Source organism: Microcoleus sp. PH2017_12_PCY_D_A, from assembly GCF_020738565.1.
GTDB lineage: Bacteria > Cyanobacteriota > Cyanobacteriia > Cyanobacteriales > Microcoleaceae > Microcoleus.
The window spans coordinates 1-21312 of sequence record NZ_JAEQCI010000098.1 but is presented as its reverse complement, the minus strand read 5'-3'; the positions used below and the strand labels follow the sequence as shown (position 1 = coordinate 21312).

Here is a 21312-nt window from a genome sequence, read left to right as displayed (position 1 = left end):
TAAGGTGCGCAGTGCGCACCCTACAAATACTGGTTTATTTCAGAGAAGTCAAGCCCGTAAATTTTGGGTTTGGCATGGGTAAGGTGCGCACTGCGCACCTTACAAATACGGAAATCTGCTAATTTTAATTAATTAAATGCCTAATTATTCGGAAAATAATACAGAAATAACTGCTCAATTGCGAGTTGATGGTGTAAGCGTGAAAACACCGATCGCCTCCAGCTACTTATTGGATAATATCTCGTTTCAGGTACACAAGGGATCTCGCGTCGCAATTGTGGGCCCTTCGGGGGCTGGGAAAACTACACTGTTGCGGTTGTTAAACCGACTCAGCAGCCCCACGACTGGCTCGATTTATCTTGAAAATACGGAATACCGGCAAATACCTGCGATCGAACTTCGCAGACAAATCACCCTGATTCTGCAAGAATCGAAGCTGCTGGGGATGTCGGTGCGGGAAGCGTTGGCTTATCCTTTGAAGCTGCGGGGTGTGGCTTCATCAAACATTGCACAGAGAATTAGCGGGGCGATCGCACAATTACACATACCCCAGGAATGGCTCGATCGCACGGAATTGCAGCTTTCCACGGGCCAAAAGCAGTTAGTGGCGATCGCCCGCGGCATCATTCTACAACCAAAAATCTTGCTTTTAGACGAACCAACATCCGCCCTAGACGCCGGAAAAGCCGCCAACCTTTTGCAAGTATTGACACAGCTAACTAACAATCAAACCACAATTTTAATGGTCAACCACCAATTAGAAATAGCCGAGCAATTTAGCACCAGAATTCTGCATTTACAGCGCGGAAAAATCATCGAAGACTTGCCATCTAATCAAATAGATTGGGTGCAACTGCGGCAAAACTTAATCCAAGCAGAAGCAGAAGCCCAACAAGAATGGTGAATAAACTAAAAAACGGAGGTACGTAGTTGCGCTTCAGCGCTCTTTGATTGATGAAAGAGCGCTGAAGCGCAACTACGTACTTTCTCAATGACATCCTCCACCACCTGCACCCGGTACAGTAAAAACAATCATTTGCTGTGAAATTGCAGTGGTATTTGCCTTTGGTTTTACATCTTGTGTAATTAATTTGGATGTTTTAACCGCAGAGGGCGCAGAGGGCGCAGAGACAGAGAGGGGAAGAAAGAAGGAGAAAAGTTTACCATTTTTTTAGGAAATCAAACCCATTTTTTGATAAATTGGTCGAACTAAGTTTTTTAAAGCTGGCAACTGTCTGGTAAAAATTATTGAACCTAAAATACAAATTATACCACCAAGTATGACTGTATTGGGAGAGCCGATATAATTTGCCATTCCACCTGCTACTAAATTACCAAACGGTGTCACTCCAAAAAATGCCATCGTGTAGATGCTCATTACTCTGCCACGTTTGTCGTCTTCTACTATTGTTTGCAAAAATGTGTTTCCTCCGGCAAATTGGATGATGAAACCAAATCCTACAAACAACATCATGATTAATGACAGCCACAAAATGCGGGACAAGCCAAAACCAATCAATCCAAATCCCATGATTGCTGGCGAAATTGCAATCAGTTTGCCGATGCCTACGATACTTTTTCGTCCGATTAAATAAATCGCGCCTGCAAATGCTCCGACTCCGGAAGCTGCCATCAAAAATCCGAGGGTTTGCGGGCCGCCGTTGAGAATTTTGGTGGCAAAAATTGGGACTAATACTGTGTGGGACATTCCGGCGAAGCTGACTAATGCTAATAGCAGTAAGATGGCTCGAATCGGGGGAAATCCGAAGGCGTAATCGAATCCTTCTTTTAATCTTTGTAAGGGTTTGGTATTGCTTGCTGCTATTTTACGGGGTTTGATCTTCATTGCTAATAAGCCTGCAATGACGGCGATGTAGCTGATTCCGTCCAGCAGAAAACAATAACTCGGGCCGACTGTACCTATCACTAATCCGGCAATTGCTGGGCCGATGAGTCGCGCTCCGTTGAACATGGAAGCGTTGAGGGCGATCGCATTTGCTAAGTCTTCTTTTTTTTCTACGAGCTCGGACACAAATGCTTGCCGTGCGGGCGCGTCAAAGGCGTTGATTGCTCCTTGACAGAAACTCAGTATCAGGATTTGCCAAATGTTGATGACTCCTGTTAGCGCTAAAAATGCTAGGGCTAAGGATTGAATCATCGCTAAGATTTGAGTGGTAATTATCACTCGGTGCCGATTCGTGCGATCGATTAAAACTCCTGCAAAAGGCAGTAAAATTAATGTGGGGATTTGACTGGTAAATCCTACTACGCCGAGCATCCAAGGTGAATCGCTCAAGTTGTAGACAAGCCACACTGTAGCGACTTGCGTCATCCAACTGCCAATCAGCGAGATGCCTTGTCCTGCAAAAAACAGGCGGTAATTTTGCGATCGCAGGGCTGGCGGAAGTTTGATTTTTTTGATTTTTGCTTGTAGATTCATGTATCAGTACGGCTTGAGCAATCCTATGTGATTCGTAAACATTTTGTCGGGATAGCACCCCTAAGCCTACGCCTAATTAGCGAGGGGCAAACATCCGTGGGCTTCCCCTAGACTTATTTTAGGAATCAAATAGAATTGCGGTATGGGCCTCTGGTTCTATTTTAGGATTTCGGAAAATTAGGATTTGAGTATTCAGGGTTTATGCACTCCTTGCAAAGAAACCGGGTTTTTTGCGTATCTGCGGGCTGCAATCTAGTATTTTTGAGAAAAAACCCGGTTTCTGGCCATCGGTGCGATCGCGAATTATCTTGTTAATTTCTTCCCTACAGCAAAACGATCGCCACAGTTGAGTTTTTCTGTCGCGATCGCCTGTTTAGCTAAAATTTGCTTCCGGGAACCTCAATCAATGCTCAACAGCCAAGTCCCTAAATAACGCATCAATGGAACGTCCCCAGGAGTGCGAATGCGGACGTTGAAATGGTACATTCCGCCCGGACTTGGGTTTCTGACGTTGGAGAGGACAACTTCAACGTTGTTTCCGGCAGGAATTGGCTCTGCGGGATAAATTTCTATGAATCGATTTTCTTTGTCCCAGATTACTTCTTGCAATGCTATTGTTTTGTCTTTGACGCGCACTTTAATGTCTTTTTGGTCGAATTCGCCTTTGTAATAGTCTGGATAAGTAATGTTGAGTTGGGCGATCGCCAAACTTACTTTTTTGGAAGGAATTCGCAGCCGGTATCTGTCGCCAACCATTCCGGCTTTGCCGTAATCCAAGCGATAGTTTAACTGGTTGGCGCGTTCTGGGCCGCCGAAAATCGTGAATCCGGGCATCGACTGGGCTAAACTGATGGCCGGTAAGCCTGTCAGCAAGCAACCTGTAACTGCTAGTGCTGAAAATAATCGTTTCATAATCACAAAAACACTCGGTAAGTGGGAAACTCAGTGGCTTTAGCCCTGAGAGGGAAACGACGCGGGCGGTTTCAACCGCCTTGAATCCCCTCTGGCGAGGGTTGGAGGCGTATGGTTGCCCCAAGGAGTGAGGTATGGTTGCCTCGATCTCCCTTTCGGGGTAATGTTCGCTTCGACCTGGTTATAAAGGCTTGTTAGACCTGCAACACTGTTTCAGTGACTTTAAAACTGTTTAATTGCAGATGACAGAGCGGCAAACTAGCGTCGCATTCGCCGATGTCGTGACCTAAATAACGTCTCCTCCGTATAGGGGTCTGGTCAGAACAGCTTGTAATTTCTTACAAGCTCAGTGGCTTAAGCCCTGAGTTCCTGACTCCTCTAATCAAACTGCTGGTGAACCTTAAATATCGATCGCCCGAAATTTGCGATCGAGCCTACAATATACCGAATTTCGCAATAATTATATCAGCCGGAACGCCCGCGCTCGCTCAATTTTTTTTGCGTAATAATACTGACAACAGACATTGAAACTACGGAATTAGGCAGCATTGTATCATATCACCCTGGGCTGCAAGGTTAACAGTTTAGTGAATTTGAATCTATAAGACAAGTTAAAGAAGCGAGTGTAATTTTGGGGATCGGCTTTAGTATCAACGTGAGAAGCCAGCGATTGAAGTCGCACGCCAAACAAACGAAGACAGCCAGCGATTGAAATCGCACGCCAAACAAACGATGTCCGCCGGACGCCGACTGGGAAATTTGAATTTCAACCTGCTCCCGTCACGTGAGTGTCTGTGTAGACGCGGTTTCAACCGCCCTGTCTATGTCTGTGTCTAGAGTATAAGGAGAGTCCATGAAATTAGCGATCGCCAAAGAAGTCGAAGCAGAGGAACGCCGGGTAGCCTTAGTACCCGACGTTGTAGCCCGATTAGTCAAACAAGGCGTCGAAGTTTGGGTTGAGGCGGGTGCGGGTGCAAAATCCTTTTTCTCGGATCTTGCTTACGAAGAAGCCGGAGCTCGTGTTGTCGCCGATACCGCTACGCTGTGGGGCGAAGCCGATGTCGTCGTCAAAATCGGGGAGCTCAAAGAATCAGAAGTTCACCAACTTCGCGAAGGAGGAGTTTTCATCGGATTTTTGAATCCCTTGGGAAATCCGGCGTTAGTACAGCGGTTGGCCGATCGCAAAATAACTGCATTCAGCATGGAAATGATTCCGCGCACCAGCCGCGCCCAAAGCATGGATGCACTATCATCCCAGGCCAACGTCGCCGGCTACAAAGCCGTACTGATTGCAGCCTGTGCATTACCGAAATATTTCCCGATGTTGACAACAGCGGCGGGTACAATTCGCCCCGCGAAAATATTGGTGATGGGTGTGGGCGTTGCGGGCTTACAGGCGATCGCCACAGCACGTCGTTTGGGCGCAGTCGTCGAAGCATTTGACATCCGCCCGGAAACAAAAGAACAAGTGCAAAGTTTGGGCGCTAAATTTATTGATGTCGAACTCAAAGAAGAAACTGTAGCAGCAGGCGGCTATGCTAAAGAATTATCAGAAGCAGCTAAAGAACACACCCGCCAAGTGCTCACCCAGCACGTCGGCGCTTCTGATGCAGTAATTACAACCGCTCAAGTTCCTGGTAGAAAAGCCCCGATTTTAGTTACCAGAGAAATGGTTTCTCAAATGAAACCGGGAGCAATAATTGTTGACCTCGCGGCGGAACAAGGCGGCAATTGCGAGTGTACGGAAGCGGGGAAAGATGTTGAATGGAACGGAGTTAATGTCATCGGCCCGATTAATTTACCGTCGTCGATGCCTGTACACGCCAGCGAAACTTACTCGAAGAATGTCTCGGCTTTGCTTCAGTTGATGCTGAAAGATAAGGAACTCAATTTGAATTTTGAAGATGATATCATCGCTGGTTCTTGCGTCGCCCGCGATGGCGAAGTTAGCAACCAGCGAGTTCGCGATGCTTTGACGGCTGAAGCTTCAGCCGTCAGTTAGATTTTGTCGTTATGAGGCAAAGTCCGGCAAGGGTTGAAACCCCTGCCTCAAAGCTAAAGTCCTCGCTATGAGGACTGAAGACTCATTAGATTTCTCCATAAAAGCTTGTTTTGAACAGGCAAAATCCTGGTTCCACAAGAATTATGGGAGATTTCTATTAGTCCTCTTCAGAGGACTTTGGCTATTAGCCAGGGAATTAATTCCCTGGCGGGCTGACGGACGCAACCGGGGACTGGCGGACGCAACCGGAAACGAGTTATTTCCAATTACCAATTACCAATTGTCATGGCAGAAGGATTGATTGCAGGTTTAGTGGTGTTTACCCTAGCATCGTTTGTGGGATTTGAAGTAATTAATAAAGTCCCCCCGACGCTACATACACCTTTGATGTCGGGTTCTAATGCGATTTCGGGAATTGCGGTTTTAGGCGCGATTCTGATTTCGGGCCAGGGAAATGTGACTGTTACTTCGATTTTGGGGACGATCGCGATCGCCCTGGCCACAATCAACGTAGTCGGCGGTTTCCTAGTAACCGATCGAATGCTGCAAATGTTCAAGAAAAAAGAGGTTAAAGCGTGAGCGATTTTCTGCCCAGTGGCATTCAGCTAGGCTATCTAGTAGCCGCATCTTTATTTATCGTCGGTTTGAAACAGTTGGGTTCACCGGCGACTGCGCGTCAAGGAAACGTGTTAGCTGCGATCGGGATGTTAATTGCGATCGTCGGTACTTTACTCGAAAAGCAAGTAGTCAGCTACGAATTGATTGCTGTCGGCATCATCGTCGGTTCCATTTTGGGAACAATTATGGCGAAAACCGTGGCGATGACGGATATGCCGCAGATGGTGGGTTTGCTTAACGGTTTCGGGGGCGCGGCTTCTGCACTCGTTGCTGTGGGCGAATTCTGGCGCTATCTCAGCATCCCCCAATCGCCGGCGCCCGATGCGACAATTACGATTCTTTTGGGCGTTTTAATCGGCGGAATTACCTTTACTGGTAGCCTTGTAGCGTTTGCAAAACTGCAAGAATTGCTACCTGGTGCTCCGATTTCGTTTCCGCTGCAACAGCCGTTTAATGCCTTGTTGGCGATCGCGCTTTTAGCCGGCAGCGGTTATATGGTATTTAACCCCGAGGATGTGCCGGTATTCCTCGGTTTGGTAGTGATTTCCAATATCCTCGGTATCATGTTTGTGCTGCCGATCGGCGGCGGTGATATGCCGGTGGTGGTGTCGCTGCTTAACTCTTATTCGGGGATTGCGGCGAGTGTGGCTGGGTTCATTTTGATGAACAATATGCTAATCATTGCTGGTGCACTTGTTGGCGCGTCTGGAATCATTTTGACGCAGATCATGTGCAAGGCGATGAATCGATCGATCTCTAACGTGTTATTTGGCGCGTTTGGAGGCGGCGGTGGAAGTGCTGCGGCTGCTGGGGTTGCTGGTGGGGCGATCGACAAAACTGTTCGCAGCATCAATCTCGAAGAAAGTGCGATGATGTTAGGCTACGCGCGATCGGTAGTAATTATTCCCGGTTACGGAATGGCTGTAGCGCAAGCCCAGCATTCGGTACGCGAGTTAGCCGACGGTTTGGAAAAAATGGGTGTTGACGTGAAATACGCGATTCACCCCGTGGCTGGGCGGATGCCGGGGCACATGAATGTGTTGTTGGCGGAAGCAAACGTGCCTTACCCGCAGTTGTACGATATGGACGATATCAACCCGCAATTTGACGAAACCGATGTTGCTTTGGTAATCGGGGCGAATGATGTGGTGAATCCGGCGGCGCGCCACGATACGGCGAGTCCGATTTACGGGATGCCGATTTTGGAGGTGGATAAGGCCAAGCATACGATCGTGATCAAGCGCGGGATGAATGCTGGTTTTTCGGGTGTTGACAATGAGTTGTTTTACAAGGATAAAACGATGATGTTGTTTGGTAGCGCTAAGGATGTGGTTGCGAAGTTGGTTGCTGAGGTGAAGCAGTTGTAGGATTTTGCGATCGTCAAGCTAGAAGAAACCGGGTTTTTTTCCTAATTTATGGACTACGGCGGATAATTTTCGTAAAAAACCCGGTTTCTGGCCACTCGCCAAGCTAGAAGAAACCGGGTTTTTTTCCTAATTTATGGACTACGGCGGATAATTTTCGTAAAAACCCGGTTTCTGGCCACTCGCCAAGATCGAAGAAACCGGGTTTTTATATGGATTTAATTTTGATATAAATATTCTTCAGTCGGCGTAGGCAGACTTCGTTTGTATAGTCGCGATTTCAATCGCCGAGTATCAACCGATTCTTGACTTCCGAAGGATCGGCTGTCTCAAAAAATAGTTCCAACGCTTCGATGAGATTTTGTCGCGCTTCTTCTATATTGTCACCTTGGCTGGCAATATCAAGTTCTGGGCAAAGGGATACATATCCGTCGCCTTCTCGTTCAATTATTGCTGTAAACTGTTGTGTTGACTTCATAATTTGAAGTGGCGGACTGCCAAGCTCAAACAATTATAGTTTTACTTGATATTATATCGCATCTTTTGCACTTTTGTCGATTTGGGCGATCGGGTTTGACTCAAATATTCAGTGGAGATGGGTGTATGTAAATCTACCTTGCGGTAAGCTCCCTAGCTCTAAGCTGAGTTGCTCTGATTCTGTTTTGGTCTAAGATTTGCACCTGTTCTTTCTTGTACATAGGGAGATTGTCTATGTTACTAAGTTCTCCCAATTCCCAGCGACCATCCTTAATTTTTAACCCAGCAGTCCTCTTGATTATTCCGGTTTTTTCTAAGGTTTGAATCTCACTACAAACAGCTTGCGGTTTATCAGATATTTTAAGTCCTCTCAATATTTGTTGATAACTTAAACTCCCCCATACTTGAAACAAATTTAAAACTAATTTTTGAAGATCGATATAAAAGACATGACTATCTAAAGGTTGAAAGTCTTCAAAATAAGTCACGTTACCTGTATGTGTTAGACGTAATTTTAAATCAATTCTTTTTACTTCATGATAATTGGATGTTAATCCGTAAATCAGCTTCATGCAATACTTTTCTAAGGCTTCGACAGACGAAAGTGATAACACAGCTTTAGTTTGCTTTTTATCTAGCTCATAAAATTCCCATGCTTTAACCCATTCATTTTGTATTAATTGATAAACAGTGCAAGAGAAACATAAGTTAACTACTGATGGTTCGTACACGCCATTCTTTTTTTTATCCTCATTACAAAAATTACAATAATAATTTTTGTGTAATCTCTCTAGACACTTAATTACACCGTGCATCTTTTCTTCTTTATAAAGAGTCCTTAAAAAACCAAGCTCGTCAAAAAGCAAGTCACTGAATTGTAAAAAATTAGATTTATACACAAGAGAATGTTCTAAAAATGGGACGCACCAATCAATAGATTTTTCTATCCAAAGTGGTTCCTTAACCACATTTAATGTTGTCTTGTCACGAGTAGCTTGTATTTCTAAATTACCTAAATTTAAGAAATGAGTGTTTAAGGAAATTTTCATGTAGCCTCCGAGTCTTGTATGGTTCTTTCAAAATTTAAAATGTAAGGATATTTGCCAAAATAGTTATAATACCAACTAATATTATCATTTGTATGAGCACTTTTTCCGAACAACCAGTCAAAAGTAACACCTAAACTGCGGTAATCTTCAGACCGTGACTCTAACATTTCTGGAGTAATTGCAGATAATTGACACTCAAACACAAAAAGTTCTCCACAAGGGAAATTAAAAGCTACATCGCAGATTCTATATTTGCCGTTTTCCAGTTTAAGTAACTTTTCAAACTCCAGAATTTCTTTGGATAAAAAACCTTTAGATAATTCTTCTACCTTGTCAGCTATCCATCGTTTGCCTTCTCGGTGTTCTTCTGATTCCCCTGGTGAGTATTTTTCGCCTTTTTTAAAATACTCATCAGAAAATTCAATATCTATAGGAAATTCTCCCGTATAAGTTGAACGAAAGTGCGATCTTACATTTGTCGTATAGCCATACTGGGTTTTTCTGTCATACCCTGAAACATGAATACAAGGGGTATCGGTGAACTTGTCTAATACTAAAGTTTTGTGTTCTTCCTTGTTGTAATCTTGAGCATCTAATATTTTTTTAGTTCCTTGTATTTTGGCTGTTAAACTCATAACTATTTGGAAGAGTTGACTACATATATGAGATTATATCACAAGTCAAAGACTCCCGGTGTCTGTGGAGGGGATGCCTGTGTCGGCAATACTCGCATACCCGTTTGGTCGCTGGTGTGCGATCGCCGTTTAGGTGCTTCCGATGCTATCATCTTAGAATCATTTCCCGATCTAACCGCCGCTGACTTGGTAAATGCCTGGGCTTATGCCGATGCTTACCCAGAAGAAATTGAACAAGCAATCAAAGAAAATGATGAAGTTATGGAAGAAAGCGATGTTTATTAAAAGTTAGAATATTTTTACACAGGGGTGAGTTTGCTATAATATAATATCGCACCCATATTACTTCGATAAAAATGGAATAGTAAACAATGACACTGAAAGAATTAGAAAAACAACTCCTTGCCTTAACTCCTAGTGAAAAAACTCAGGCAATACAGCTATTAGTCCAAAGTTTAAGCAATACTTGGCAAGGAATAGAAAAAACTCCGGGCGTGTGTGGCGGTAGGGCTTGCATCGCTGGGACTCGCATCCCTGTTTGGGTAATGATTGAAGCTCGTCGTCTAGGATACAGTGAAGCCGATTTGCTAGAAAATTATCCCACTATTGGTGCAGCAGATCTGGCAAATACCTGGGCTTATGCTGAGGCATATCCTGATGAAATTGAACTGGCAATCCGAGAAAATGAGGAAGCCTAAAATATGGCGCGTTTATATTCAGATGAGCAATACCCAATAGCTGTTGTAAAAATTCTCCGAACTCTCGGTCACGATGTTTTAACTGTTCAAGAAGCGGGAAATGCTGGACTGAAAATTCCTGACGATCGAGTATTAGCATTTGCAACGGGTGACGAGCGATCGGTGTTAACATTGAATAGGCAAGATTTCATCCGACTTCATCGCCTGCAACCCAATCATTCTGGTATTATTACTTGCACTAACGATCGCAATTGGGAAATGCTAGCATCACGTATCGATGATGCTATTTCCGCTGAAGAAACTTTGACTGGTAAATTGATTCGGGTGGTACGTCCCCAAAACTGAAAAAAAGCCGTAAAGCGTAGCTATCCCGAGCGTGAATCGCCCAAACCTATCCTAAAATCTTACTAAATGCACCAAGATTAGGTAAAATCATTTGGGTGTCTGAGGATTAACTATATGCGCTGGGTTCGATATGTGGCGATCGCGATCGTCAATTCTTTCGGTGTCGTCATCGGTATAATTTGGGTTGCAATCCCCGCAACACTCTCCCAACCTTCCCTAAACTACCAACTCGCACTCTCCCCGCGACAGCCAGACGGCGACACTCCGCAATCCCTCCCGGAACTCTACAAATTGCGCGATCGCCTCAAGGTACAATTAGATAAACTTGCCCAAACTCCCGACAGCAGTCTGTTTTCTCCCGAATATTGGCAACCAGAAAGCCCCCGCCACCAATCCCAAACTCTGGCGCAGCAACTTCAAAACGTTCAAAATCAGATTCAAATCGAAAAACAAGCCAAAAATAATTGGGACGAAGCTGCTAGAATAGCTTCCCAAGCCGTCGTAATCGGACGCACTTCTAAAGCCGATCCCGCTACTTGGGAACAGTCGCAACGCTTTTGGCAATTGGCTATCAATAACCTCCGGCTCATTCCCCACGGTTCTTTTTTGGCTGAACGGGCGATCGACAAAACCATCGAATATCAAGGAAACCTCACTCTCGCTACCTACGAATGGCAAGTAGCACGTTCTACACAGAAAATTAGAGCCGAGGAAGAACAGGTAAGAGAAATCGCCAGAAAAGAGCAAGAGAAAATAGAATTTGCTCGCCGAGAAATAGAGAGACAAGAACAAGAGAAAAAAGAACTCGCCCGCAGAGAACTAGAAAGACAAGAATTTGCAAGGCAAGAATTAGTCCGCCAAGAACAAGAAAAACAAGAACTCGCCCGCCAAGCAAAAGATAGGGAAGAATTAGCACTAAAAGAACTAGAAAGGCAAGAATTAGAAAAGCAAGAACTCGCCCTAAAAGAACAACAAAGACAACTATTAGAACTCAATCAACCAGCAACTCCCCAACCAACTCCCGAGTCAACCGCAACCGCAACTCCCGAATCAACCGCAACCGCAACTCCAGCCCCAGTTGCGCCGGCCGCGTCGCCGTCGAACTTCTTCTTTGCGGGAGATACCAACAGAGACGGCGAAATTAATCAGCTAGACGAAGCCGGAAAAGAACAATGGTCATTGTCCAGCGGCGCGCTAATTCTGTTTAACGAGCAAAAGAGCGATCGCACAAAAATACCGACTTGGCAACAAACCAAAGTTAGCGTCCCCCGCCGCGCAGCAATGCTCTCTCAAGTTAACTTAACACTGTCTGAAAACTTCAAAAACTCTCAATTATTTATCACCGCTGACAGCATTGCTAGCCCTCACATCAGCGTTTTTCAGAAAACTGACGGCGGCTGGCTACCTGTAGATATATCCGGTAATAAACCCCTAACTTTCAGCACGAATATTGTTTTAGGAGTGGAAGCAAAACAATTTGCCGATCGCAACTGGAACGGCCAAGTTAATCTCAAAGCAACTGCCGAAAACAACGGTCAACAAATCGCCGCCGCCACAATCCAAATGGGCGTCAGTCCTTGGATAATGCCTGCCAATACCGCACCAGTAACAGAAGTTGCGGTCAGCGACAGAGGCTCGGGAAACAGCGAATTTATCTCCGAACTAAAACAAGCTGTAGAACCTACGGGCGCTCAAGTAAAAATTATCCAGGGCGATAATGCTTGGATGCAAGACATTCAGAAAAACGGCTACGTTCAAGTTCCCGAAAAATCGGAAGTACGCCAAGTTAATGTCGCCATAAAAAGCCCTAGCAATCCAGGGCTCGACAAGCCTGCTAAATCAACTCAAGAGCGGGATTTGAGAGTATTTAAAATTGGCAACCGTCGCGATGAAAATCCTGTAAGTCAGTGGTCAAATGGCTACGGCAATTTGCAGGTGACACCGCCGATTCCCGGATACCCAATGGGTCGAGTTTATTACGGGAATTCGGGGAATGCTGGTTTTAATCCCGAGGTACTTGATTTTATTCAAGCTCAGAGAATTCAAGGGCCGGCGGTGGATATTGATACTTCTTGGCTTTTGACTCGCCAAGTCGATGAAATTATCAATTTTATTCCCAGTCAAACTCCCGGAAAGTATATAATGGCGATCGCCAGTCCAGAAGCCGGAGTTAGGCTGTTGGAAGAATTGGCGGGAAAAGGTTACGGCGATGTTACGATCAATCGCGGCTTGAGCACGGAAACTACAGTCAGCGCTGCTTTGAAAAATCCCGCTTTAATTCAACACAATCTCAATCTGCAAAAGCAGAAAATCTATCCGATTTTAGAGAAGTTGAAAAGAGAGTTTGCCCTCGCCGACGACCAAATTATCCAAGTTCCAGCGATGTTTGGCTACAGCGGTTATGCTTGGTGGCCGAATATGGTCAATTCGGTACCGGTTAACGGCAAGTTGTTAGTTTCAAATCCGCGCGGGGCAATGATTGACGGTCTAGATTACACTCAAGAAAGATTGCGCCAATTGCTGATTCCTGCTGGCGTTAGCGTGAGTTTTCTCGATGACAGGTATTATCAAGAATTGAAAGGAAACGTGCAGTCGGCGACGAATACTGTGAGGAAGCCTGAACCGCGACCTTTTTGGCAGTCTTTGCCTAATAATTAGTAATTAGGAATCTGGCATCGGGTAGCGGGAATTTGTAGGGGCGGCTTCACTAACAATACTCGCCTGTAACGAACAATCTCATAAACCCGCCCCCACCCAACCGTAAATCCCAAGATACCTCCTAAACTCGCCTCCATATGCTAATATTTAGGAGAACTATGCTAGGAGTTTAAGAGATGGCTACCCTGCAAATAGAAAATATACCAGAGGATTTGTATACGAGGCTCCAAGAGTTAGCCGATGCTCAAAACCGCTCGATTAGTGCATTTGCGATCGCCATTTTAGAATCTGAGTTGTCAACAAAGATAAAACCCCTCTCAGGACAACGTAAAAAGTCTGTAAGAGAACTATTGGCAGAAATCAGCCGTCGTCGCGAGTCTCGTCCCGCAAATATGGGGATGATATTAGATAGTACCGCTTTAATTAGAGAGGATCGCGATAGATGACCAATCCTATGAGGTGCGTAGTCGATGCTAGCGTGGGGATTAAGCAATTTATCCCCGATCCGCTGTCATCCAAAGTCGTTCAATTATTTACCCATCTTGAAATCCCACAGACTGAAATATTTGTACCGGATCTGTTTTATATTGAGTGTGCAAATATTATCTGGAAGTATGTCCGTGCTGGACTTTATGCTGCTGCTGATGTTTCAACAGATTTAGCTAATCTTAGAGGTTTATCCTTGCGTGCAGTATCTACTAATGAACTGATTTTAGATGCAACAGATATCGCCTTAAATCATGGAATCTCTGCTTATGATGGCAGTTACGTTGCTCTTTCAGAACAAGTTGGCGCGCCTTTGCTAACTCTAGATCAAAAGCTAGTCAGAGCTTTAGTCGGCACATCTTATGATGTTCGATCGTTTAACGATTTCGATGTACCGCCACTGTCTTATTCTTAGCTTTATCGGTAATTAATTCGATTTTTTATTGTTACCAGCGATTGAAAGTAGGGTGCGTCGCTGCGATCATCCCGGTAATTTACGACAATATATGAGCGACGCACCCGGACGCGATTGAAAGTAGGGTGCGTCGCTGCGATCATCCCGGTAATTTATGACAATATATGAGCGACGCACCCGGACGCGAGTGAAAGTAGGGTGCGTCGCTGCGATAATCTCGGTAATTTACGACAATATATGAGCGACGCACCCTACGGCTTATGCACGGGAAGTCAGAAACCGGGTTTTTTCCGAAAATCCTTCATTGTAATGCAGAGATTAGGTAAAAAACCCGGTTTCTTTGGTCTTAATGCACAAGTCCCGATCGCGTAAAATATCTAAAAGCAGCATTTCTACAAAAAATTTAGCCCCATGAGCGACGAACAGGAAAAAAACCAAATTTTGACTCAGCAACCGGAAACAATTTCAACGGCCAGCGAGGAGTTCGCGAACACTGCAATTACCAGTGACGGTGCAACTTCCGCGCCTGCTGAAACTCCCGCTGAAATTGTCGCGCCCGAAGATATTTCACCGACAATAGAGGAAACAGAAACAATTCCAATACCCGCCGACAATGCGCCGGAAACCAGTCAAATCGTCGGTTATTCTCAACCCACAAGTTACACAGCAAATCCCGATCGCAAACCAACTCCAATCTGGCAAATCTTGGCAGTCTTTCTTAGCGGAATGTTAGTCGGTTCCGTGCTCAGTCTCGGCAGTTTGATAGCGTGGAGAATGTATCAAGAAAGAGCAAACCTTCAAATCAAACTGCACTCCGACGTACCCCTCCCCGAAAGCCCTCCACCTGTCCCAACAGCGCGCGCCTACCGTCAACCCGGAGTCCCCCCAGCACCCCAGCAAACACTGCCCGCCACGATCGCACCGTCCCCTACTCCGACTCAAATACCATCGCTCTCAGGCGTTCCGCAACTTGCTTCGCCGTCGCCGTCACCTTCTCCCGCTGTGGTGGAAACCCCTGTAACTGAGCGAGTTAACTTTCAAGCAGGTGCTACGGGAACGACTCTCAGCAATAGTTTGCGAGCTAATATATCCAAACGCTACTTGCTAGAATGCAATAGCGGCCAAAGCATGACAGTAAAGGTGCAAGAAGGTCAAGTTAGTGCAGACATTATTGCTCCTAACGGTGAAAAAGTAGGTACTGTTGATAGCACAGGTCAGTGGCAAGGTCAACTAGCCAGCAGCGGCGATTATATTATTGAAATTTCGGGCGATCGCCAAGCAAACTACGGAGTGAAAATTGAAGTCAAATAGCAAGTATAATCGTATCAGGGGGTAGTTGCAAAATACATCAACCCACCCTGGTTGCCAATTACCCATTACCAATTACTAATTACCAATGGTCGCACAAGTATCTCCAAGCATCTACGAAGCCAAGACTCAGGAAATTGCTAAAGAAATCCTTAAGGCAACTCAAGACAAAAAGCGATCGTTCTTCGGCCAACTGCAAGACCAAATGCGCTGGGACGACAAGCTGATGGATTGGGCAATGGCCAGCCCCGGACTGCGGGTGCAATTGTTTCGATTTATTGACTGTTTGCCCGCACTCCGCAGCAAGCCGGAAATTGCCCGCCACTTGCAAGAATACCTGACTGTGGAAGAGGTAGAATTGCCGGATGCTTTGAAAAAATTGCTCAGTTTTACTAACGCTGATTCGATTCCTGGACAATTGGCTGCGACGACGGTTGCGCCTGCTGTAGAAACTTTGGCGCACAAGTATATTTCTGGGGAAAATATCAAGCAGGTAATTAAAACCTTAGAACGGCTTCGCAAAGATAAAATGGGTTTTACAGTTGACCTTTTGGGCGAAGCTGTAATTACTGAAACTGAGGCGGAAGTTTATCTTAACCGCTATTTGGAATTGATGGCGGAACTCGCGAATGCAGCTAAGAATTGGTCGCAGGTTGATGCCATTGACAAAGCTGACGGCGAAACTTTGCCGCGAGTGCAAGTATCGGTCAAGTTAACGGCTTTTTATTCTCAGTTCGATCCGCTGGATGCTAAAGGCAGCGAGGAAAAAGTTAGCGAGAGAATTCGCCTGTTATTGCGGCGCGCTAAAGAGTTGGGTGCGGCGGTTCATTTCGACATGGAACAGTACGAATATAAGAGTTTAACTCTCAGCATTCTCAAAGAGTTATTGTTAGAGGAAGAGTTCCGCAGTCGCACGGATGTCGGCATTACAATGCAGGCATATTTGCGCGACAGCAAACAAGATTTGCAAGGCATTATTGCTTGGGCAAAAAAACGCGGAAATCCGGTAACGGTGCGTGTGGTAAAAGGCGCTTACTGGGATCAGGAAACTATCAAGGCGATGCAGAAGGATTGGCCGCAGCCTGTCTACAATGACAAAGTTGCTACGGATGCAAATTTTGAAGCAATGACTCAGTTGTTGCTGGAAAATCACGAATATTTGTATGCTGCGATCGCAAGTCATAACGTTCGATCGCAAGCTAGGGCGATCGCGATTGCCGAAACTCTGAATATACCGCGCCGCCGGTTTGAAATGCAAGTGCTGTACGGCATGGGCGACAAATTAGCCAAGCTTTTGGTCGATCGGGGTTATCGCGTCCGAGTATACTGTCCCTACGGCGATTTGCTGCCGGGAATGGCTTATTTGATCCGCCGATTGCTGGAAAATACCGCCAACAGTTCGTTTATCCGGCAAAGTTCCGAAGAAATGCCGATCGAACAATTATTAGCCGCCCCAGTCGCCAATGGCAACGACCAGATAGCTTACAGCAAAGTATTTCCCAACGTCGCCGATACCGACTACGCCAATACCAAACTGCGGCAACAAGCAGAAACAGCCATCAAATCAGTCCGCGCTAGCTTAGGCAAAACCTACTTACCCCTAATCGACGGCGAGTACCAAAACACCGAAACAACAGTTAACTCCCTCAACCCTTCCAATCCCGAAGAAGTAGTCGGAAAAATCGGATTGCTGTCTGAAGAACAAGCCAAACAAGCCCTAGAAGCAGCCAAAGCAGCCTCCACAAGTTGGCGCAAAACCCCCGTCCGCCAGCGCGCCGGAGTCCTCCGCAAAGCAGCCGAATTGATGGAACAGCGGCGCCACGAACTGTCAGCTTGGATGGTGTTTGAAGTCGGTAAACCTGTCAGAGAATGCGATGCTGAAGTCTCCGAAGCCATTGATTTTTGTCGCTACTATGCCGACGAAATGGAACGGTTGGAACAAGGGCAAAATTACGACATACCCGGAGAAACTAACCGCTACACCTATCAGCCGCGCGGCATTTCTCTGATTATTTCCCCTTGGAATTTCCCCTTAGCAATTCCCGTCGGCATGACAGTTGCATCGCTGGTTGCAGGTAACTGTACTTTGCTAAAACCTGCGGAATTTTCCACAGTAATTGCTGCAAAAATAGCGGAAATTTTGCTAGAAGCTGGAATTCCCAAAGGCGTATTTCAATACGTGCCGTGCAAAGGTTCAACTGTCGGCGCTTACATGGTGAAACATCCCGACGTTCACATGATTACCTTCACCGGTTCTCAGGAAGTTGGCTGTCAGATTTATGCCCAAGCTGCGATTTTGCAGCCGGGACAAAAACACCTGAAGCGAGTAATTGCGGAAATGGGCGGTAAGAATGCAATTATTGTCGATGAAAGTGCGGATTTAGACCAAGCAGTTGCGGGCGTAGTTTATTCGGCCTTTGGATACAGCGGTCAAAAATGTTCCGCTTGTTCGCGAGTAATTGTGGTCGAGTCGGTGTACGATGCTTTTGTAGAAAGATTAGTAGAAGCCGCGCGATCGCTCAATGTCGGCCCAGCCGAAAATCCCGGTACTCAAGTCGGGCCTGTAATCGACGCCAGCGCCCAGTCGCGCATCCGCGAATACATCGAAAAAGGTCGCGCCGAAGCTAAGATAGCCTTAGAAATGGCCGCGCCCCAAACCGGTTATTTTGTCGGCCCAGTCATTGTGACGGAAGTATCGCCGACTGCAACTCTCGCCCAAGAAGAAATTTTCGGCCCGGTTTTATCGGTGATTCGGGCAAAAAATTTCAATGAAGCGCTTACCATTGCTAACGGAACAAATTTCGCTTTAACTGGCGGATTGTATTCTCGCACGCCTTCGCATATCGATCGCGCCCAAGCCGATTTTGAAGTCGGAAACCTGTACATCAATCGCGGAACTACCGGCGCTGTGGTATCGCGCCAACCCTTCGGAGGATTCAAACTTTCGGGAGTTGGTTCTAAAGCCGGCGGCCCGGATTATTTGCTGCAATTCCTCGAACCTCGTACCATAACTGAAAATATTCAGCGGCAAGGTTTTGCACCAATTGCAGGAGTAGACGATTAATCATTCTTTGGTTCGTAGTAAGGACTTCAGTCCTTTCCTAAGGTTCGTAGTGAGGACTTCAGTCCTCTCTCTGGCTATTAAGAAATAAGGACTAAAGTCCTCACTACGAACCGTGTTGTCTGTGGGGTAACAGAAAAAAATTAGGCGAGATTAGCTAGTTATAAAATGGAATCTACTAAAAATCGCGATCGACTAAATTCTCACAACCCTCCACTTGAGAAGTGGTTGCGATTTTTAATTATAGCCGTATTAGCGATCGGCATTTTATTTCGCTTTGTCAATCTCGATCGCAAATTCTACTGGATCGACGAAAACTATACTTCCTTAAGAGTTTCCGGCTACACCGAAGCAGAAATTATCAAACAAATTTCCTACGCAAAAATAACCTCATCCTCAGATTTACAAAAATACCAGCAGATCAACTCTCAAAAAACTTTAAGCAATACCCTCAATTCCTTAGCAACCGAAGACCCCCAACACCCGCCACTCTATTACATACTAGCGCGATTTTGGGCGCAATGGTTCGGCAGTTCCGTGGCAACAATGAGAAGTTTGGCCGCCGTCATTAGCTTGCTAGTATTTCCCGCCATTTATTGGCTGGCTTGGGAGTTATTTGAATCTCCGACAGTAGCATGGATGGCGATCGCAATTTTCGCCATTTCTCCCTACCACATCTTATTTGCCCAAGAAGCCAGACAGTACAGTTTGTGGACATTAACTACTATTTTATCCAGTGCAGCCTTGCTGCGAGCAATGCGCCCGGATGTCAATCAAAATCCAATGTTGCTAGTCTCTCACTGGACACTCTACGCAGTCACAGCAGCCATGGGATTGTACACCCACTTGTTATATATCTGGGTAGCCACAGCCCACGCAATCTACGTCGCAGTCATCGCCAACTGGCGCGATGTTAAAACATTTATTGCCTATTATGCAGCAGCAATGGTCGCCTTAATTGGCTTCATGCCTTCCCTCGTAAATACTGTAGAAAACTTCAATCAAGTTAGAAGTACCACAGTATGGGCAGAACAGACAAATCTCTTCAGATTAGTCAGCAGGTGGGTGGGCGCCGTCAGCATAGGATTTTTTGATATTGGCATTGATGGAAGTGCCAGCGCCGCACAACTAGCCTTAATCATTCCTGTTGGCATCCTGATTCTAGCTTTAGTCGGCTATTCCCTTTATTTTGTGTGCCGGCAAACACCAAAACGGGTTTGGTTATTGATATTATTGTTAATTGCCACAACAGCCTTATTTTTGGCAGTGCCAGATATACTTAAAGGTGGGAGGCGATCGGCAAATCCGCGATATTTAGTTCCTTGTTATGTGGGAATTCAGCTAGCAGTTGCTTACCTGCTGTCTGCGAAAATTAGCAACAATTTTGATAACTCAAAACTGCAAAGACTGTGGAAAATAGTTATAGTTGCACTGTTTTGTGCAGGCATCATCTCCGGTGGAGTTAGTTCTCAAGCTGATAGTTGGTGGAATAAAGGCAGCGGTTGGTTGCGCGCCGAATTAGAAGTCGCTGCGACTGTCAATTCTGCCAGCAATCCCCTCATCATCAGCGATGCGAATATAGCATACATCATGCCTTTAAGTTATCACCTGCAACCAAAAGTCAAACTGCTAATCGAACCCCGCTGTTACACTTCTTGCTACAAAAATCGAGAGTTGGCACGAAAAAAACCACAACCCCCCAAAGTTCCCGGCGGTTTGGGCGAGTTGTTTTTATACAGGCCTTCCTCAGATTTGCGATCGGCAATTGAACAGCAAAACTATCAAATAAATCCGGCGGTTGCTAATGTCGAACTCAATCTCTGGAAAATTACCAAAAAATAATTTATAGCGGTTCTCAAAAAAGTGAGGTACGTTGTTGGGCTTTAGCCCTCTTATATTTATTATATAGAAGCGAGGTCGCATAAAAAACTCCATTTATCAAGCATTTACAGTGCTGTCGTTCCGCTCAAAAAAGGTTCGTAGTACGGACTTCAGTCCGCTCTTTAAAAAATGTTTATTGCAAAACTGAGATGCTCCCATTTATAGTCATACCTCATCTTTCTGAGAAAGGCTATAAAAACATTGACGAATCAAAATCTGGTTTGCCGGGAAATACTGCCCAGAAACCTGGTTTTTGGAACTATGTCGCAAGTATAGTAGAACAGAATTACTTTTCGCGGTAAGCTATAATTTAAGAATCACAAACATAACATCAAAAATCTAAAATGACAGTAACTGAAACCTCCAATATTCGCAAACTGCTGTGCGATCCTGATTTAGGGCTGATTCCTCACCTAGAAAAATCCCTGAAAGACTTGCACACGTCTGCGATCGCCAATGGAGAGAAATTTAAGTTAGAACCTTACGATATCGAACTCAAAAGCTGCCACACTCAGAAGCATCCCAACGACCAAAAACCCCTTGTCACTCAGTCAATGTCGATCAAAATTCCCCTGACTGGGAAAGTTCAAGACAAGATGCACTTATACCTGATCGCAAGTGAGTTGCAGAACCAAATCGACATCAAAATTATCGACTGGAGTGCCTTAGAACGCCGCCAATACGACATTCACGGCATCCCCTTAAAGCAGCCAATTACCAAAATAGACGGGGAGATGAATTACGAGTTAGTATTCGATCGCCCAGGCTACTGCTGCATCACCCTGTGCCGCCAATTTGACTTGACTTACGCCGCCAATTATTAAGATCGTCCTGGGGTGGTTGATACCGCAACTACAGAAGATGAGGACTAAAGTCCTCACTACAAACTTTATTATAGGTTCGTAGTCAGGACTTTAGTCCTTCTTTAGATTGTTATGAGGAAGGACTAAAGTCCTCACTACA

The 21312-nt window shown here is 45.4% G+C and carries 18 protein-coding genes and 1 pseudogene; 14 read left to right on the top strand and 5 right to left on the bottom strand.

The window, feature by feature from the left end; genetic code table 11:
- Window positions 1-136 precede the first annotated feature (136 nt).
- Window positions 137-904: an ATP-binding cassette domain-containing protein gene (locus tag JGK39_RS24995; RefSeq protein ID WP_293262954.1), complete on the top strand. Its 768-nt coding sequence runs from the start codon at window positions 137-139 to the stop codon at window positions 902-904.
- A gap of 267 nt (window positions 905-1171) precedes the next feature.
- Here JGK39_RS24995 and JGK39_RS24990 read toward each other — a convergent pair whose 3' ends face one another.
- Both JGK39_RS24990 and JGK39_RS24985 read right to left on the bottom strand, forming a co-directional pair.
- A complete protein-coding gene (locus JGK39_RS24990) occupies window positions 1172-2440 on the bottom strand; it encodes an MFS transporter (RefSeq protein WP_293297709.1) in 1269 nt (422 codons plus the stop codon).
- A 399-nt stretch (window positions 2441-2839) separates the two neighbouring features.
- A complete protein-coding gene (locus JGK39_RS24985) occupies window positions 2840-3352 on the bottom strand; it encodes a DUF2808 domain-containing protein (RefSeq protein ID WP_293178156.1) in 513 nt (170 codons plus the stop codon).
- An 853-nt stretch (window positions 3353-4205) separates the two neighbouring features.
- Between JGK39_RS24985 and JGK39_RS24980 the strand changes: the two genes are divergently transcribed.
- The 3 genes from JGK39_RS24980 (at window position 4206) to JGK39_RS24970 (ending at window position 7339) form a co-directional block, all read left to right on the top strand.
- Window positions 4206-5354 carry a Re/Si-specific NAD(P)(+) transhydrogenase subunit alpha gene (locus JGK39_RS24980; protein WP_293259037.1) on the top strand — a complete coding sequence of 383 codons (1149 nt, stop codon included), beginning with the start codon at window positions 4206-4208 and terminating at the stop codon, window positions 5352-5354.
- A 285-nt stretch (window positions 5355-5639) separates the two neighbouring features.
- Complete coding sequence (locus JGK39_RS24975) at window positions 5640-5933, top strand: NAD(P) transhydrogenase subunit alpha (RefSeq protein WP_006633295.1); 294 nt, start codon at window positions 5640-5642, stop codon at window positions 5931-5933.
- Window positions 5930-7339 (top strand): NAD(P)(+) transhydrogenase (Re/Si-specific) subunit beta, encoded by a 1410-nt coding sequence (locus JGK39_RS24970; protein WP_293259035.1) that lies wholly within the window; start codon window positions 5930-5932, stop codon window positions 7337-7339. The genes JGK39_RS24975 and JGK39_RS24970 overlap by 4 nt, the downstream gene beginning before the upstream one ends.
- Window positions 7340-7616: 277 nt before the next feature.
- Here the strand turns inward: JGK39_RS24970 and JGK39_RS24965 are convergent, their stop codons facing one another.
- The 3 genes from JGK39_RS24965 to JGK39_RS24955 form a co-directional block, all read right to left on the bottom strand.
- Window positions 7617-7814 carry a type II toxin-antitoxin system HicB family antitoxin gene (locus JGK39_RS24965; protein WP_293259033.1) on the bottom strand — a complete coding sequence of 66 codons (198 nt, stop codon included), beginning with the start codon at window positions 7812-7814 and terminating at the stop codon, window positions 7617-7619.
- Window positions 7815-7947: 133 nt separating this feature from the next.
- Window positions 7948-8862 carry a hypothetical protein gene (locus tag JGK39_RS24960; protein ID WP_293259031.1) on the bottom strand — a complete coding sequence of 305 codons (915 nt, stop codon included), beginning with the start codon at window positions 8860-8862 and terminating at the stop codon, window positions 7948-7950.
- Entirely contained in the window at window positions 8859-9497 is a 639-nt protein-coding gene (locus tag JGK39_RS24955; protein ID WP_293259030.1) for a hypothetical protein, read from the bottom strand. Before JGK39_RS24955 ends, JGK39_RS24960 begins: the two co-directional genes overlap by 4 nt.
- 48 nt (window positions 9498-9545) lie before the next feature.
- Here JGK39_RS24955 and JGK39_RS24950 point away from each other — a divergent pair.
- The 10 genes and pseudogenes from JGK39_RS24950 to JGK39_RS24905 all read left to right on the top strand — a co-directional run.
- Window positions 9546-9782, top strand: a pseudogene (locus JGK39_RS24950) (DUF433 domain-containing protein); the annotation flags it as partial.
- 86 nt (window positions 9783-9868) lie between these two features.
- The gene (locus JGK39_RS24945; RefSeq protein WP_293259028.1) at window positions 9869-10195 is read left to right on the top strand and encodes a DUF433 domain-containing protein; all 327 of its coding nucleotides are present in this window, start codon (window positions 9869-9871) and stop codon (window positions 10193-10195) included.
- A gap of 3 nt (window positions 10196-10198) precedes the next feature.
- On the top strand, window positions 10199-10540 hold the full coding sequence (locus tag JGK39_RS24940; protein WP_293259026.1) for a DUF5615 family PIN-like protein: 342 nt from the start codon (window positions 10199-10201) through the stop codon (window positions 10538-10540).
- Between the two features lie 114 nt (window positions 10541-10654).
- Window positions 10655-13198, top strand: coding sequence for a protein-arginine deiminase family protein (locus tag JGK39_RS24935; protein WP_293259024.1), 2544 nt, complete (start codon window positions 10655-10657; stop codon window positions 13196-13198).
- 176 nt (window positions 13199-13374) lie between these two features.
- Entirely contained in the window at window positions 13375-13644 is a 270-nt protein-coding gene (locus JGK39_RS24930) for a hypothetical protein (RefSeq protein WP_293259022.1), read from the top strand.
- Window positions 13641-14099 carry a type II toxin-antitoxin system VapC family toxin gene (locus tag JGK39_RS24925; protein WP_293259020.1) on the top strand — a complete coding sequence of 153 codons (459 nt, stop codon included), beginning with the start codon at window positions 13641-13643 and terminating at the stop codon, window positions 14097-14099. The genes JGK39_RS24930 and JGK39_RS24925 overlap by 4 nt, the downstream gene beginning before the upstream one ends.
- A gap of 411 nt (window positions 14100-14510) precedes the next feature.
- Window positions 14511-15410 (top strand): hypothetical protein, encoded by a 900-nt coding sequence (locus JGK39_RS24920; protein ID WP_293259018.1) that lies wholly within the window; start codon window positions 14511-14513, stop codon window positions 15408-15410.
- Window positions 15411-15495: 85 nt separating this feature from the next.
- Complete coding sequence (gene pruA / locus JGK39_RS24915; protein ID WP_293259016.1) at window positions 15496-18471, top strand: L-glutamate gamma-semialdehyde dehydrogenase; 2976 nt, start codon at window positions 15496-15498, stop codon at window positions 18469-18471.
- Between the two features lie 165 nt (window positions 18472-18636).
- Window positions 18637-20310 (top strand): glycosyltransferase family 39 protein, encoded by a 1674-nt coding sequence (locus JGK39_RS24910; RefSeq protein ID WP_293259013.1) that lies wholly within the window; start codon window positions 18637-18639, stop codon window positions 20308-20310.
- 383 nt (window positions 20311-20693) lie between these two features.
- A complete protein-coding gene (locus JGK39_RS24905; protein ID WP_293259011.1) occupies window positions 20694-21173 on the top strand; it encodes a hypothetical protein in 480 nt (159 codons plus the stop codon).
- Window positions 21174-21312: the final 139 nt, after the last annotated feature.